General features: G+C 74.1%; 10 protein-coding genes. 4 read left to right on the top strand and 6 right to left on the bottom strand.

Annotated features, from left to right (window positions below; genetic code table 11):
• Positions 1-31 precede the first annotated feature (31 nt).
• Positions 32-979 carry a choloylglycine hydrolase gene (gene bsh / locus H9657_RS13690; protein WP_191784092.1) on the bottom strand — a complete coding sequence of 316 codons (948 nt, stop codon included), beginning with the start codon at positions 977-979 and terminating at the stop codon, positions 32-34.
• Positions 980-1,225: 246 nt separating this feature from the next.
• On the opposite strand from bsh, the gene H9657_RS13685 reads away from it, so the two are divergent.
• Together H9657_RS13685 and pabB are read left to right on the top strand one after the other, a co-directional pair.
• Positions 1,226-5,266: a hybrid non-ribosomal peptide synthetase/SDR family oxidoreductase gene (locus H9657_RS13685; protein WP_191783980.1), complete on the top strand. Its 4,041-nt coding sequence runs from the start codon at positions 1,226-1,228 to the stop codon at positions 5,264-5,266.
• A 15-nt stretch (positions 5,267-5,281) separates the two neighbouring features.
• Complete coding sequence (gene pabB / locus H9657_RS13680) at positions 5,282-7,525, top strand: aminodeoxychorismate synthase component I (protein ID WP_191783979.1); 2,244 nt, start codon at positions 5,282-5,284, stop codon at positions 7,523-7,525.
• Between the two features lie 22 nt (positions 7,526-7,547).
• Here pabB and H9657_RS13675 read toward each other — a convergent pair whose 3' ends face one another.
• From H9657_RS13675 to H9657_RS13660, 4 genes are all read right to left on the bottom strand, one after another.
• Positions 7,548-8,417, bottom strand: a complete 870-nt coding sequence (locus H9657_RS13675; RefSeq protein ID WP_191783978.1) for an AraC family transcriptional regulator — start codon at positions 8,415-8,417, stop codon at positions 7,548-7,550.
• Positions 8,418-8,500: 83 nt separating this feature from the next.
• Positions 8,501-8,695: a hypothetical protein gene (locus H9657_RS13670; RefSeq protein WP_191783977.1), complete on the bottom strand. Its 195-nt coding sequence runs from the start codon at positions 8,693-8,695 to the stop codon at positions 8,501-8,503.
• Positions 8,692-9,324 carry a hypothetical protein gene (locus H9657_RS13665; protein WP_191783976.1) on the bottom strand — a complete coding sequence of 211 codons (633 nt, stop codon included), beginning with the start codon at positions 9,322-9,324 and terminating at the stop codon, positions 8,692-8,694. The genes H9657_RS13670 and H9657_RS13665 overlap by 4 nt, the downstream gene beginning before the upstream one ends.
• A 133-nt stretch (positions 9,325-9,457) precedes the next feature.
• Complete coding sequence (locus H9657_RS13660) at positions 9,458-10,909, bottom strand: serine hydrolase domain-containing protein (RefSeq protein WP_191783975.1); 1,452 nt, start codon at positions 10,907-10,909, stop codon at positions 9,458-9,460.
• A gap of 89 nt (positions 10,910-10,998) precedes the next feature.
• Between H9657_RS13660 and H9657_RS13655 the strand changes: the two genes are divergently transcribed.
• A complete protein-coding gene (locus H9657_RS13655; protein WP_191783974.1) occupies positions 10,999-11,862 on the top strand; it encodes an aldo/keto reductase in 864 nt (287 codons plus the stop codon).
• A gap of 81 nt (positions 11,863-11,943) precedes the next feature.
• Here the strand turns inward: H9657_RS13655 and H9657_RS13650 are convergent, their stop codons facing one another.
• Positions 11,944-12,651 carry a hypothetical protein gene (locus tag H9657_RS13650; RefSeq protein ID WP_191783973.1) on the bottom strand — a complete coding sequence of 236 codons (708 nt, stop codon included), beginning with the start codon at positions 12,649-12,651 and terminating at the stop codon, positions 11,944-11,946.
• Positions 12,652-12,882: 231 nt separating this feature from the next.
• Between H9657_RS13650 and H9657_RS13645 the strand changes: the two genes are divergently transcribed.
• Positions 12,883-13,878, top strand: coding sequence for an SMP-30/gluconolactonase/LRE family protein (locus H9657_RS13645; RefSeq protein WP_191783972.1), 996 nt, complete (start codon positions 12,883-12,885; stop codon positions 13,876-13,878).
• Positions 13,879-13,930 lie beyond the last annotated feature (52 nt).

The raw sequence follows: 13,930 nt of genomic DNA, 5'->3' as shown, positions 1-13,930 counted from the left end.
CCCGGGGGGGGCGGCCCCCCCCCCGCCGACCCTAGGCGACCACCAGCTCCGTCCCGTCGGGCTTGAGGTCCGCGAGCGCGACGCTCTGGATCGCCGGGTCCTCGTAGGTGTTCCAGTAGTAGGTCGTCGTCGCCGACGAGAACAGGCCCGTGTAGACCGTGATCTCGAACTCGCCGGAGCCCATGGCGGCGGCCCCGTCGACCATCGCGACCTGCTGCAGCGTGTGGAACGCCCGGCTGACGTTCTCCTCCTCCGTGCCCCGCTCGGGGTAGTGGGAGTTGACGTACGCCGCGCGCACGAAGCGGGAGGGCGAGTAGTAGTCGCCCGGGATGCCGCGCATGTGCGACCCGGAGCCGAACGGTGTGAGGCTCGCGCGGCCGACCGGCGTGGGCTCCGGGAAGTCGGGCGAGGTGTTGAGGTAGTTGCGCAGGTTCTCGTGGTGCCACGCGAAGCCCGGCTGGTTCGTCAGGACGTCGACGTCGTCGTCGAAGACGTGCATGCCGTCGGCGGTGTACTCCACGACGATCGCGCGCGTCGCGTCACCGATGATCCAGTGCAGCAGCGAGCTGGGGTACTTCTCGTTGATCGGCTTGTCGACGATCACGACGTCCGCGAGCGCGGCCTCGACCTCGTCGACGCTCGCGAACTGCGAGACCACCCACAGCGGGAACTCGTAGGCCGCGACGTTGGTCGCGCCGTCCACGGGTCCGGTCGCGTACTGCGCGTACCCGGGGAAGTTCAGCCCGGCGACCGCGAGCCCCGCGTCGTTGCCGCAGTCGAAGTAGAGCGGCGTGCCCTCCTCGACGATGCCCATGCCGATCACCGCGTGCCGGATCTCCGGCACGGCACCGAAGGGTGACTGCGGCGCGTAGCCGGTGGGCGTGGCCACCACCCGCTGCCCGTAGCCGCTGGTCCAGTCGAGGTTCCGTGCGAGGTAGAGGTGACCACTACCGTCCGAGAACCTGATGCCTGTGCACATGTGCCGCCCCTGCCCCCCGGCGCCCGGGCCCGTCGGGCGGCGGCATCCGGCCACCTGCCGTGGGACCCGCACCGATCTCTCGCGCTGACGACGGGGTTCCCCGTCCTGTCCATCGTGCGCCCGGACGCGCCGCGCGGCACGTCGAGGCCGCCCCCCCACCTGCGCGTTTCGCGATTCGGGTCCCGGAACGGGATGATTCGGACATGGCCCGCCCGGTGCGGGCCTCGCCCGGTACAGGAGACACGTATGGCCGTTGACCAGAGTCTGCACGTCGCCACCGGCCTCGAGGCGCTCCCCGCGTCGTCCGGTGACGGCTCCCCGCTGTCGTGGTTCCAGGAGCGGCTGTGGGTCCACCACCGGCGCGACCCCGGGACGACGAGCTACAACCTGCCCCTGCTGCTCACCGTCCGGGGCGACCTGGACGTCTCCGCGCTCGAGCGGGGCGTGAACCTCGTCGTCGCCCGTCACGAGGTGCTGCGGACCACCTACGGCGAGACGGACGCTGGCGAGGCCCGGCAGTTCGTCGCCCCGCCGGGGCACGTGCCGCTGCCCGTCGTCGACGTCGACCGCGTGACGCTGCTCGAGGAGCTCGACAGGTTCCTCGAGCACCGCTTCGACCTGCACCGGGGGCCCGTCGTCGTCGCCCGGCTGCTGCGGCAGGCGAGGGACCACCACGTGCTGCTGCTCAATGTGCACCACATCGCCGCCGACGCGTGGTCCCTCAAGGCCGTCCTGCTGGGCGAGCTCCACCGCGCCTACGCGGCCCTGTGCCGCGGCGAGGAGCCGGACCTGCCGCCGCTGACGGTCCAGTACCGGGACTACGCCCGCACGCAGCGCACGGCCGACATGACGGACGAGCTGGAGTACTGGCGCGCGACGCTCGCCGGCTACGAGGACAGCCTCGAGCTGCCCACCGTGCGCGCGCGGCAGCTGCGGTCGGGCACGACGAGCGGCACGGTCGTGCACCGCTACCCCGTCGAGCTGTCCCGGGCGCTCGAGCGCCTGTCGCGCCGGCACGGCTGCACGCTGTTCATGACCCTGCTCGCGGGCCTGGGGGTCACGCTCAGCCGCTACACCGACAGGGACGACCTGTGCATCGGCACCACGACGTCCGACCGCCCCGACGTCGCGCTCGAGCCGCTCATCGGGTTCTTCGTCAACATCCTGCCGCTGCGCCTGCGCATCGACGAGCAGGCCACCGTCGCCGCCCTGCTCGAGTCCGTGCGCGCGCAGGTGCTGGGCGCGTTCGAGCGTCCCGTGCCCTTCGAGCGGATCCTGCAGGCCACCGACGTCGCACGACGCGGCAGCGCCAACCCGCTGGTGCCCGTCGTCATGCGCCACCAGAACTTCCCGCGCACGTCGCTCGAGACGCCGCTGCCCGGTGGCGTGACGTTCCGCGGCTTCCCCGAGCCGGACGAGGCGGACGAGGACCTGCTGACGCTGCTCGCGCAGGAGCACGTCCCCGCGCGGTGCGAGATCGAGATGTCCTACGCGGGCGACGGCGACGGGCTCGAGGTCGAGGTCGTCCACGCGTCGGACCTGTACGACCGGGAGGCCGTCGAGCGGCTCCTGGCCCACCACCAGCGCGTGCTCGAGGGCATGGTCGCCGACGCCGACGCGCGCGTCGTGGACCTGCCGCTGCTGCGCGACGCGGACGTGGCGGAGCTCGTGGGACGCTCCGACGGCGCGGCGGTCACCGAGGCGCCCGCCTGGACGTTCGTCGAGCGGTTCGACGCGCAGGCGGAGCGGACGCCCGACGCCGTCGCGTGCCGGGACCGGCAGGGGACGTGGACCTACCGGGACGTCGCGCGGCGCGCGCACGCCGTCGCGCGCGCGCTGACGGCGCGGGGCACCGCACCGGGCGAGCTCGTCGCCGTGTGCCTGCCGCGCGGCGGCGACCTGCTCGCCACGCTGCTCGGGGTCTGGAAGTCGGGTGCGGCGTACGTGCCGCTCGACCCGGCGTACCCGGCGACGTACCTGCAGCAGATCCTCGCCGACGCGCGCCCGGCCGCCGTCGTCTCGGACGCCCCGTACCGCGGCCCGCTCGGCGTCGAGGACGCGAGGTGCGTGCTGCTCGACGAGGTCGGGGACGCGGATCCCGGCGCCGCGGCGCCGTGGGAGCGCATCCACCCCGATGCGCTGGCCTACGTCATGTACACCTCGGGCTCGACGGGCACGCCCAAGGGCGTCCGCGTGCCGCACCGCCAGCTCGTCAACTGGCTGACGTCGCTCGAACGCAGCCTGCCGTTCGCGCCGGGCGAGGTCGTGGCGCAGAAGACGACCGCCGCGTTCGCGGTCGGGGTCAAGGAGCTGTTCGCGGGCCTGCTCAACGGGTGCCCCCAGGTGGTGATCGACGACGCGACCGTGCGCGACACCGCGGCCTTCGCGGACGCGCTCGCCGAGCACCACGTCAGCCGCCTCAACATCGTCCCGTCGCACCTCGCGGGCCTCCTGGAGCACCTCGGCTCCAGCGGCGCGCGGCTGCCCGCGATGCGGGTCGTCGTCACCGCCGGCGAGCCGCTGACGCGGGCCCAGGTGCTGGCGTTCCGGGACCTCGTGCCCGGTGCGCGGCTGGTCAACAACTACGGGTGCACCGAGCTCAACGACGTGACCTACCACGACACGTCGGGCGACGACGGGCGCAGCGAGTTCGTCCCCATCGGCACCCCCATCGCCAACACCCGCCTGTACGTGCTCGACCGCCACGGCCGCCTGGTGCCCGACGGCGTGCCGGGCGAGCTGCACGTGGCCTCCGTCGGCGTGCCGGACGGCTACCACGGCCTCGACGCCCTGACGGCCGAGCGCTTCGTGCCGAACCCGTTCGGCACCGAGCCGAGCGACCGGCTCTACAACACCGGTGACGTCGTGCGGTACCTGCCCGACGGGACGCTCGACTTCATCGGCCGCTGGGACTTCCAGGTCAAGGTCCGCGGCTCGCGCCTCGACGTGCGTCACGTCGAGGAGGTGATGAGCGGGTTCGAGGGCATCCGGGCCCGGGCCGTCGTGGGCCGCGGCGACCGGCTGGTCGCGTTCTTCACGTGCCTGCCCGGGCGGACCGTGGACGTCGCGGCGCTGCGCGCCTTCCTGCAGGAGCGGCTGCCCGACTTCATGGTGCCCGACGCGTTCGTCCTGCTCGACGCGATGCCGCAGCTGCCCAACGGCAAGCTCGACCGCCGCGCGCTGCGCGAGACGCAGGGCGAGCTGCAGCAGAGCGGCGCGTACGAGGCGCCGACCACCGCGACCGAGCGCACGCTCGCGGGCATCTGGGGGCTCGTCGTCAACGTTCCCGCCGCGCGCATCGGGCGCCGGACGCACTTCTTCGAGATCGGCGGGCACTCCCTGGCGGCGATGCGGGTCCTGGCCCGCATCAAGGACGCGTTCGGGGTCGCGCTCGGCCTCTCGGAGGTGTTCGACGCACCCCGCCTGGACGCGCTCGCCGCGGTGGTCGACCGCGAGGTCGCCCGGCTGCCGGCGGGCGTGCGCGGTGCGTCGTCGAGGCGTGCCGCGCGCGTGCCGCGGTCGCGGACGTCCGGCGGCGGGCTGCTCCACGACAAGGTCGTGCTGGTCACGGGCGGCAGCCGGGGCATCGGGCTCGCCACGGCGCTGCTGCTCGCGGAGCAGGGCGCCACGGTGGCCGTCAACTACCGGGACAGCGAGGCGCAGGCCCGGCACGTCAAGGACCTCATCGAGACGGACGGCGGGACGGCGGAGATCTTCGGGGCCGACGTCACGCAGCCGGACTCCGTCGCCGCGATGGTCGCCGCGGTGCACGAGCGGTTCGAGCGCATCGACGTGCTGGTGACCAACGCGCACATGCACTTCCGGCACGCGCCGTTCCTCGGGTACGACTGGGCGGACCTCGAGCGCAAGGTCGCCGACGAGCTCAAGGCCGTGTTCCACCCGTGCCAGGCGGTCGCCCCGGAGATGGTCCGGCGCGGCAACGGCAGCATCATCGCGGTGTCCTCCACGCTGTCCAAGCGCAGCAACGAGGGGTTCCTGGCGCAGAGCACCGCCAAGGCGGCCGTCGACGCGTTCATCCGCTCGCTCGCGACCGAGCTGGGCCCGCACGGTGTGCGCGCCAACACGGTCGCGCCGGGACTGACGCTGACGGACGCCGCCATGCCGATGGCGCCCCACGTCAAGGAGTCCGTCGCGGAGCGGTCGCCGATGCGCCGCAACGGCCTGCCGGAGGACATGGCGGGTGCCGTCGTGTTCCTGGCGAGCGACCTGTCCCGGTTCATGACCGGCACGTACCTGCCCGTCGACGGCGGCTTCACCACGCTGTAGCACCGAGGAGCCATCATGACTGCCGTGACCGACCGACCGCCGTCCCCGCTGCGCACGGTGACGGGCGTGCACCGCGAGCCCGTGCACCTCGACGAGCCGTTCGTGGACGTGGTGCGCCGCTTCGCGCACCTGCCCGGGACGGTGGCCCTGCTCAGCGGGGGTGAGCTCGACAGCGCGCGGTACGACGTCCTGGGCGTCGACCCGTGGCTCACGCTCACGGGGCACCGCCAGCGGACCGTGCTCGTCGACGGCTCCCGGCGGACCGAGCTCGACGAGGACCCGTTCACGGCGGTGGGCGGCGTGCTCGACCGCGTGCGCGTCCCCGCGCAGCCGGGGCTGCCGCTGGCCGGCGGCCTGCTCGGCTACCTCGCGTACGACCTGAAGGACTGCCTGGAGGTGCTGCCGCGCACGAGCGTCGACGACCTCGGGCTGCCGCTCCTGCACCTCGTCGCGCCGAGCGTCCTGCTGGTCCGCGACCGCGTCGCGGGCACCACGACGCTGCTCGTGATGCACCTGGAGGACGACGACGCGGACGCGGTCGGCGGACGCGTGGCGCGCTTCACCGCGGCGCTGCGCGCACCGGCGCCGGCCGCCGGGACGGTGAGGGCCACCGGCCCGTTCACCTCGACGCTCTCGCGCGAGGAGTACCTGGCGTCCGTCGAGGCGATCCGCGCGTACATCGTCGAGGGCGACGTCTACCAGGTGAACATGTCGCAGCGCTTCGCGGCACCCGTCACGGGCGACCCGTTCGACTGCTTCGCGGCCATGTTCGCCGCCAACCCGGCACCGTTCTTCTCCTACGTCCACGCCGGCGACCACCAGATCGTCTCGACGTCACCGGAGCGGTTCCTGCGGCTGCGCGACGGCGAGGTCGAGACGCGCCCGATCAAGGGGACGCGACCGCGCGGCGCGACGCCGGCGCAGGACGCGGTGCTGCGGACCGAGCTGCGCGAGAGCCCCAAGGAGGACGCCGAGCTGTCGATGATCGTCGACCTGCTGCGCAACGACGTCGCGCGCGTGTGCGTGCCGGGCTCGGTGCGCGTGACGGAGCACAAGCGGCTCGAGACGTACGAGAACGTGCACCACCTGGTCTCGACCGTGACGGGCGAGCTGCGGCCCGGGGCCGACGCCGTCGACCTGCTGCGCGCGACCTTCCCCGGCGGCTCGATCACCGGCTGCCCCAAGATCCGGGCGATGGGCGTCATCGACGAGCTCGAGCCGGTCCGGCGTCACGTGTACACGGGCAGCATCGGCTACCTCGGGTTCGACGGCACGATGGACCTGTCGATCGCGATCCGCACGGCGACCTTCACGGACGGCCGCGCGGTGTTCTCGGTCGGCGGCGGCATCGTCATCGACTCCGAGCCCGTGAGCGAGTTCGAGGAGACGCTGCACAAGGGCCGCACGCTCATGGACGCGCTGCGGGCCGACGCCCCGACCGAGGCCGGGCGCACGGTCTGGCACGACGGCCGGTTCGTGCCCGCCGCCGCGGCGTCGGTGCCCTTCGAGAGCGAGGGCCTGGCGTACGGCCACGGGTTCTTCGAGACGCTGCGCGTCCAGGCGGGCCGCCCGGTCCTCCTGGCGGCCCACGTCGAGCGCTTCGAGCGCACGTGGCGCGCGCTGTTCGGCGGCACCCCGCCGGACGTCACGTGGGGCGACGTCCTCGCGCGCCTGGTCGAGCGCAACGGGCTCGCGCGCACCACGGCCGTCGTCAAGCTGGTCGCCGCCGCGGCCAACGCGCCCGGTGCGTCCCTGGCCCCCACGCTGTTCGCGTCCGCCAAGCCGTACGCCCCGCGCCCGGCCCTGGCCGTGCACGGGGGCCTGCGCCTGCGGACGTACCCGCACCGGCGGCACACGCACCTGGCCGACCACAAGACGCTCAACCACCTGCACTACCGGCTCGCGGGCGCGTGGGCGCAGCAGCACGACGCCGACGAGGCCGTGATCCTCAACGCCGACGCCACGGTGTCCGAGACCAGCACGGCCAGCCTGTGCGGCGTCTACGGCACGACGGTCCGGTTCCCGGCGTCCGCGCACGCGCTGCCGGGCACGACGTCCGGCGAGGTCCGCCGGCTCCTGCTCGACCGCGGGTTCCTCGTCGAGGACCTTCCCCTCACGGTCGAGGACCTGCAGGCCGCCGACCAGGTGCTGGTCATGAACGCGCTGATGGGCGTGGTGCCGGCGGTCAGCCTGGACGGCGCGCCGCTCGACCGCGACCGCACGCTCGCGGACGCGCTCACCGCGGTGCTCCTCGGCTGACGCGCCGGCACCCGTCCCTCCCTCAGCCGGCCTCCACCGGCAGCCACAGCTCGACGGTCGCGGTGCTGAAGTCGTCGGCACGCTCGAGCACCGCGACGACCGACGGCCCCGGGCGCAGGCGCCACGGGTTCGACGGGAACCACTCGGTCGCCGTCGACGCCCACAGGTCCTGCAGGGTCTGGGGGTACGGCCCGGCGGCACGGAAGACGGCCCACGTCCCGGCGGCGACGGCCAGCACGTCGAGGTCGGCGGGGACGTCGACGGCGTCCGTGACGGCGACCCCGTGCAGGTACGTGAGCTCGGTGCCCTCGCGCGCGTCGGGGTCGACGTCGTCGCTCACGGCCAGCAGGCCGGACGGCTCGGTGTCACCGAGGGCCTTGAGCCGCACGTGCTCGCCCGGGTCGAGCGACCCGACGTGCCGCTGGATGGCGGCGTTGACGCCGCGGTGCTGCAGCGGCACGCGCGCGGCGTGCCCGACGAGCCGGAAACCGGGGCGGGTGGTGAGACGGACGTCCATGGGGTGCGCTCCTTCGACGGTCAGGCGGAACCTGAGGCGTGGCTGGGTGCGGAAGGGGCCACCGTCGCGCCGGGCCTGCGCGGGTGCGATGCCGTGCACGGACCGGAACGCCCGGCCCAGCGCCTCGGTCGACCCGTAGCCGTACCGGACCGCGAGGCCCAGCAGGTCACCGGCACCGGCGACGAGGTCGGCCGCGACGAGCGTCATGCGCCGCCGCCGCACGTACTCCGACAGCGGCATCCCGGCCAGCGACGAGAACATCCGACGCAGGTGGTACTCGGTCGTGCCCAGGGTCGTCGCGAGAGCGGCGACGTCGAGGTCGTCGGTCAGGTCGTCCTCCACGAGGTCGACGAGCCGGTTGAGCCAGGCGATCACGGTGCTCCCTTCCGGGTTCCACCCTGCCGGGGGCGCAGGCCCGTCCGCCCGATCATCGCTGCCGGATGCGGTCGGGTGCCTGCTCAGCGCATGTCGCCGCCAGAGACCGGCACACTGCTGCGCCGGCTCTGGGCCCGGCTCAGCCAAGCGGTCTCCGGGCTGTGGTCCGGCACGTACCCGCCCTGGATCGCGTCGAGCTCGTCCAGCGCGCGGCCACTCTGGCCCCGACGGCGGTAGATGTCGATGGCGTCGTAGAGCTCGGCGTCGGCCAGGCTCAAGACTCGACCTCACGGCGGAGGGCACGCAGCGTGGCCATGGCCTTCTTGCCGCCGCGCCGGGTGCCGGCGATCTTCTCGACCTTGCCCCAGTCGGCCTTGCGCGCGAGTCCGCGCATCGCCTCTCGGACGTCAGCGGGGTCGGCGGTGCGCTCCAGCGCGAGGTCGACGAGCGTCTGCTCGGCTGTCGTGACGAGCATGGTGCCGAGCTCGGTCCTCATCGGCTGGACGTCGAGGTCGTCCAGGTCGCGGCGCACGAAGTCCACGATGCCGTGCTCGCGGTCGGCGAGCTTCACCGGAGCGTGGCGACGCTCGACCGCCATCTCGGCACGAGCACGGGCACGGGGGACCACACGGTGCAGCCGCGCGGCGGCCAGGCCCATGAGGACAGCACGTCGGTCGCCGAACATCGCGGTGCCGACCGCGCCGGCAGCCGCCTCGAACGCTGGGCGCCACCGGTGAGGGTCGTAGGCGTCGTCCGGCACGGCGACGTACACGCCGTGGGCGACCCTGCGCACCTTGCCCGCCGCCGCCCGCTGGCGCAGCACCGCGCGAGGATTGACGAAGACCCCGTCCAGGTCGGCAGGGCGTACGGCGCGCATCGGACGCGCCGCGATCTGCACGTTGGCCATGTCGGGCACCTCCTCGCCGTCTGCTGCACCGATCGTAGCCCGGAAGGCTACTTTTTCGACACTCTTCAAGCCCCACCGGTGTACGGGATCGCCTGGGCTGTCGCGAAGACGTCGCCCGGACGGATCCTGGGCGCTACGCGTGCTCGGGCCGCGTCATCAGCGGCGCGCGCAGGTGCAGGTCGAGGCGTGGGGTGGTCAGGGGCAGCGTGCTCCACGTCGCGGTGGCCGTCCCGGCGGTCGCGTCCACGGTGAGCCGGACCCGGTGCGGGGTCATGACCGGGTACACGTCGGCGACGAACTCGGCGCCCTGCCACCCGCCGACGGCGGCGACCGGACGACCGAGCGGCGCGCTCTGCCGCCACGTGCCGTGCCCGACCTCGACGTCGTACGTGCCGAGGCGCATGCTCCACCCGCCGGGCACGGGGGTGACGACGACGGTCGTCCCGTCGGGCAGGACGGCGTCGGCCGGCACCGCACTGTCCCCCCGCACGGCACCGTCGGCCGCGGGGACCGTCGCCGTGACGGCGTGCGCGGGACCCGGTGACCCGGCGACCGTCGGCAGCGCGAGCCGTCGCAGCCGGGCGGCGAGGGCCTCGTCGTCGCCGTTGGCGCCCGCGAGCCCGGGCAGGAGGCAGTCCCACACCGCGTCCAGCACCGCCTGCCCCTCACCCTGCGCGGTCACGGCGACGACCAGGTCGTGCCACGGGACCACGACGCACATCTGCCCGTAGGCGCCCGACCCGTGCGACCCGTGCCGTGAGACCCACGTCTGGTAGCCGTACCCGCACGTGTAGTCGGTGTCGTGGGAGTCGTCGACCTTGTACCGGACGCTCTCGACCTGCTTGCCGGTGGCGGCCCCGACCCAGGCCGCCGGGACGAGCTGCCGGTCGCCCCAGCGCCCGCCGCAGCGCAGCAGCTCACCGAACGCGGCGACGGCCTCGGTCGTCAGGTGCAGGCCGTGGAACCCGTACGCGACGCCGCTGCCGACACGGTCCCACTCGGCGTCGTCGATGCCCATGGGCATGAAGAGCCGCTCGTCGAGCAGCTCGGGCAGGCCGCGGCTCGTGACCCGCTCGACCATGCGCGCGAGCACGAAGGTCGTCGCGTTGTCGTACGCGTGCTGCGTGCCCTCGGGCACGACGGGCACCACGCGCAGGAAACCGCGGACCAGGTCGCGCTGCTCGAGCCGCCACGCCTCGTCGAGGGTGTCCGTGCCGTGGCCGGTGGTCATGGTCAGCAGGTGCCGCACGGTGAGCCGTCGCGCCTGCTCCGGGGCGTCGTCCGGGACGTGATCGGGCAGCACGTCGACCACCCGGTCGTCCAGCGACAGCAGGCCGTCGCCGACCGCGAGCCCCACCGCCACGGCGGTGAACGACTTGGTCAGCGAGTACAGCAGCTGCGGGCGCCGGGGCGTGTACGGCGCCCACCAGCCCTCCGCGACAACGTGCCCACGGTGCACGACGACGAGCGAGTGCGCCTCGACGGACGGCGACTCGAGCCGGTCGACGAACGCGGACAGTGCCCGGGACGACGCCCCCGTCGCTGCCGGTGCGGAGCGGGGCAGGAGCGGACGCGGCGGGCGCATCCGGGCACGGTACCGACACCGACGTCGCCGGCGGGCACTCTTTCCCTCTCCCGCGTGCGCCGCTCCCGGCACCGGGGTGGGATGGGTCCATGCAGACACGACACATCGCCGACGTCCCGGTCAGCGCGATCGGCCTCGGCGGCATGCCCATGTCCATCGAGGGCCGCCCGGACCGGGCACGCTCGATCGCCACGATCCACGCCGCGCTCGACGCGGGCGTCACGCTGATCGACACCGCGGACGCCTACCACCTGCACGCCGACGAGGTCGGCCACAACGAGGAGCTCATCGCCGAGGCGCTGCGCACCTGGCAGGGCGACGCCTCGTCGGTGCTCGTCGCCACCAAGGGCGGTCACCTGCGCCCCGGCGACGGGTCCTGGACGGTGAACGGCCGGCCCGAGTACCTGAAGAAGGCGGCGCAGGAGTCGGCCCGCCGGCTCGGGGTCGAGGCGATCGGCCTCTACCAGTTCCACCGCCCCGACCCCGACGTGCCGTACGAGGAGTCGGTCGGCGCGCTCGTCGAGCTGCTCGACGCCGGCACGATCCGCCTCGCGGGCGTCTCCAACGCGAACCCCGAGCAGATCCGGCTCGCGCAGGACGTGCTCGGTGGGCGGCTCGCGTCGGTGCAGAACCAGTACTCCCCCGCGTTCCGGTCCTCGCAGGCGGAGCTCGACCTGTGCGCGGAGCTCGGCATCGCGTTCCTGCCGTGGAGCCCGCTGGGCGGCATCGGCAAGGCGGGCGGGCTGGGCGACGCCTTCGAGCCGTTCGCCCACGTCGCGCAGGCGTACGGCGTCAGCCCGCAGCAGGTGGCCCTGGCGTGGGAGCTCGCGCAGGCCGACGTCGTCGTCCCGATCCCCGGCGCGTCCCGCCCCGCGTCGATCCAGGACTCCGTCCTGGCGGCCGATCTCGAGCTGAGCCGCGAGGACCTCGAGCGTCTCTCCGCGACCGCCTGACGACCCTCCGGCCCCGGTGCCGACCGTCGCGGGCCACGGCTCGTCGGCCGCCGGCGCCGGGGCACGGCGACCCGCGGGCCGTCAGCTGCCGCCGACCCCGGCCGCGCGGCGTGCGTCGGCCGCCGCGACCGCCGCGCGCAGCGCCTCACGGTCCGCCGGGTCCCACGGACCCGAGGTCGCCAGCGGGATCTCGGTCATGAACCGGCGCTCGTCCTGCGGGATCAGCGCGACGACGCGGTCCGGGTCCGACGCGGCGGTCGAGTACAGGTCCGGGCCGTCCGCGTAGAGGAGGTCGAGGACGACGAGCCGCCCGTCCGCGGTGCGCATGACGTTGGCGGGGTTGCGGTCCAGCGGCCCGCACCACGGCAGCTCGCGGCGAGCCTGCGCGTGGACGTCGTCCACGACGGCGGCGAGCTCCGCCAGGTCCGGGCGCGGCTCCGCGAGCGCCTCCTGGAACGCCGTCGCCTCGTCGGCGGGGACCGGCGCGAGCCACTCGAGCACCTGCAGGTCGCCGCCGCCCGTCAACCGTCGGTGCACCACCAGTGCGGGGACCTGGCGCGTGTGCGCCGCCCGTGCGTAGATGGCTGCCGAGTACGGTCCGGTGGGGTCGAACGGGCTGATCCGCGCGGCCAGCGTCCCGTCGGGCGACCGTAGCGCCACGGCCCAGTCGCCCGCGCCGCACGGCGTCCACCCGTCGTCCACGAGCACGCGCTCGACGCGCCGGTGGTCCGCCGGGCCCGTCAGCAGACCACGCCCGGCCAGGTATCGGAGCGCGTCCTGAGGGTCCATGCCCCGAGCGTAGGTGCGGTCGGTAGGCGTCGCGGCCGATCGTCCCCCGGTGGAGCACGCGACGCCTGGGCCGGCACGGGACCGTGGGCCCAGCCACGTCTGGCGCTGCGCTCGGGGCCGTCCCTACTGTGGGGGCCGCGCCGGTTTCGTCCCGCTCCTCCCGGTGCACTCCCGGTGTCGGTGGGGGCCCGCGCCCGGTGAGACGGACGCCCCCGCCGAAGGGGTACACCGATGCGCTCCAGACTCACGACCGCCCTCGCCACCGCCGTCGCCCTCACTCTCGTGGCCGCCGTCCCGGCGTCCGCGCACGGACCCGGGCCGGGCGGCCACAGCCATCACCACGACCGCCCGACGACGTACCTGCTCGACCCCGTCGGCCCCGCGGCGGACGACGTCTACCCCGAGGGCATCGCCACGCGCGGTGACGACTTCTACGTCAGCAGCACGACCGACGGGACGATCTACCGCGGTGACCTCGACGAGCCGACGGCCACCCCGTTCCTGCCGGGCGGGGAGGACGGGCGCGCGATGGCGGTCGGCCTCAAGGTCGACGGCCGGACGCTGCTCGTCGCCGGCGGCGCCACCGGGCGCGTGTGGGCCTACGACCTGCGGACGCGCGAGCTGACCGGCTCGTGGCAGGTGGTGCAGGACGGGACGCCGACGTTCGTCAACGACCTCGCCGTCGGCCCGCGGGGCGACGTCTACGTGACGGACTCCATGCGCCCGGTGCTCTACCGGATCGACGGCCGCGAGCGCCGGACGACGGGAACGGAACTGCTCGAGCCGGTCGTGTCGTTCGTGGGCACGGACTTCACGTACGACCAGGACGTCAACGCCAACGGCCTGGTGGTCTCGCGCGACGGGCGCACGGCCGTCGTCGCGAAGACGCGGACCGGGCAGCTGTTCCGCGTCGGGCTGACCGACGGCAGCGTCGAGGTGATCGACCTCGGGGGCGGGTCCGTCCAGGGCGACGGCCTGCTGCTCGACGGCAACCGGCTGCTCGCAGCGGAGTGGACGGCCGACCCGCAGTCCGTCGTGGTCGTGCACCTCGACCGCGACTGGAGGTCCGGGACCGTCGTGTCCCGCACGACCGACCCGTCGTTCGACGACCCGACGACGATCGCCCGGGCGGGCCGCGACCTGCTGGTGGTCAACAGCCAGTTCGCGACGCGGGAGGCCGGCGGCACGCCGGAGCCCTTCACGGTCTCCCGGATCCCCGTCCCCTGACGCACCCCACCCGGTCGTGAGAGAGCGATCCAGTTCCCGGGGGACTGGATCG

The sequence above is a fragment of the Cellulomonas avistercoris genome, assembly GCF_014836445.1.
Classification (GTDB): domain Bacteria; phylum Actinomycetota; class Actinomycetes; order Actinomycetales; family Cellulomonadaceae; genus Cellulomonas; species Cellulomonas avistercoris.
Note: the sequence above shows the minus strand (reverse complement) of the source record. Positions and strands in the feature narration are given on the sequence as shown.

What these genes read in the sequence shown, in the direction of transcription:
- bsh (WP_191784092.1), bottom strand. Translation starts at nt 979, where the DNA reads ATGTGCACAGGCATCAGGTTCTCGGACGGTAGTGGTCACCTCTACCTC.
- H9657_RS13685 (WP_191783980.1), top strand. Translation starts at nt 1,226, where the DNA reads ATGGCCGTTGACCAGAGTCTGCACGTCGCCACCGGCCTCGAGGCGCTC.
- pabB (WP_191783979.1), top strand. Translation starts at nt 5,282, where the DNA reads ATGACTGCCGTGACCGACCGACCGCCGTCCCCGCTGCGCACGGTGACG.
- H9657_RS13665 (WP_191783976.1), bottom strand. Translation starts at nt 9,324, where the DNA reads ATGGCCAACGTGCAGATCGCGGCGCGTCCGATGCGCGCCGTACGCCCT.
- H9657_RS13660 (WP_191783975.1), bottom strand. Translation starts at nt 10,909, where the DNA reads ATGCGCCCGCCGCGTCCGCTCCTGCCCCGCTCCGCACCGGCAGCGACG.
- H9657_RS13655 (WP_191783974.1), top strand. Translation starts at nt 10,999, where the DNA reads ATGCAGACACGACACATCGCCGACGTCCCGGTCAGCGCGATCGGCCTC.
- H9657_RS13650 (WP_191783973.1), bottom strand. Translation starts at nt 12,651, where the DNA reads ATGGACCCTCAGGACGCGCTCCGATACCTGGCCGGGCGTGGTCTGCTG.
- H9657_RS13645 (WP_191783972.1), top strand. Translation starts at nt 12,883, where the DNA reads ATGCGCTCCAGACTCACGACCGCCCTCGCCACCGCCGTCGCCCTCACT.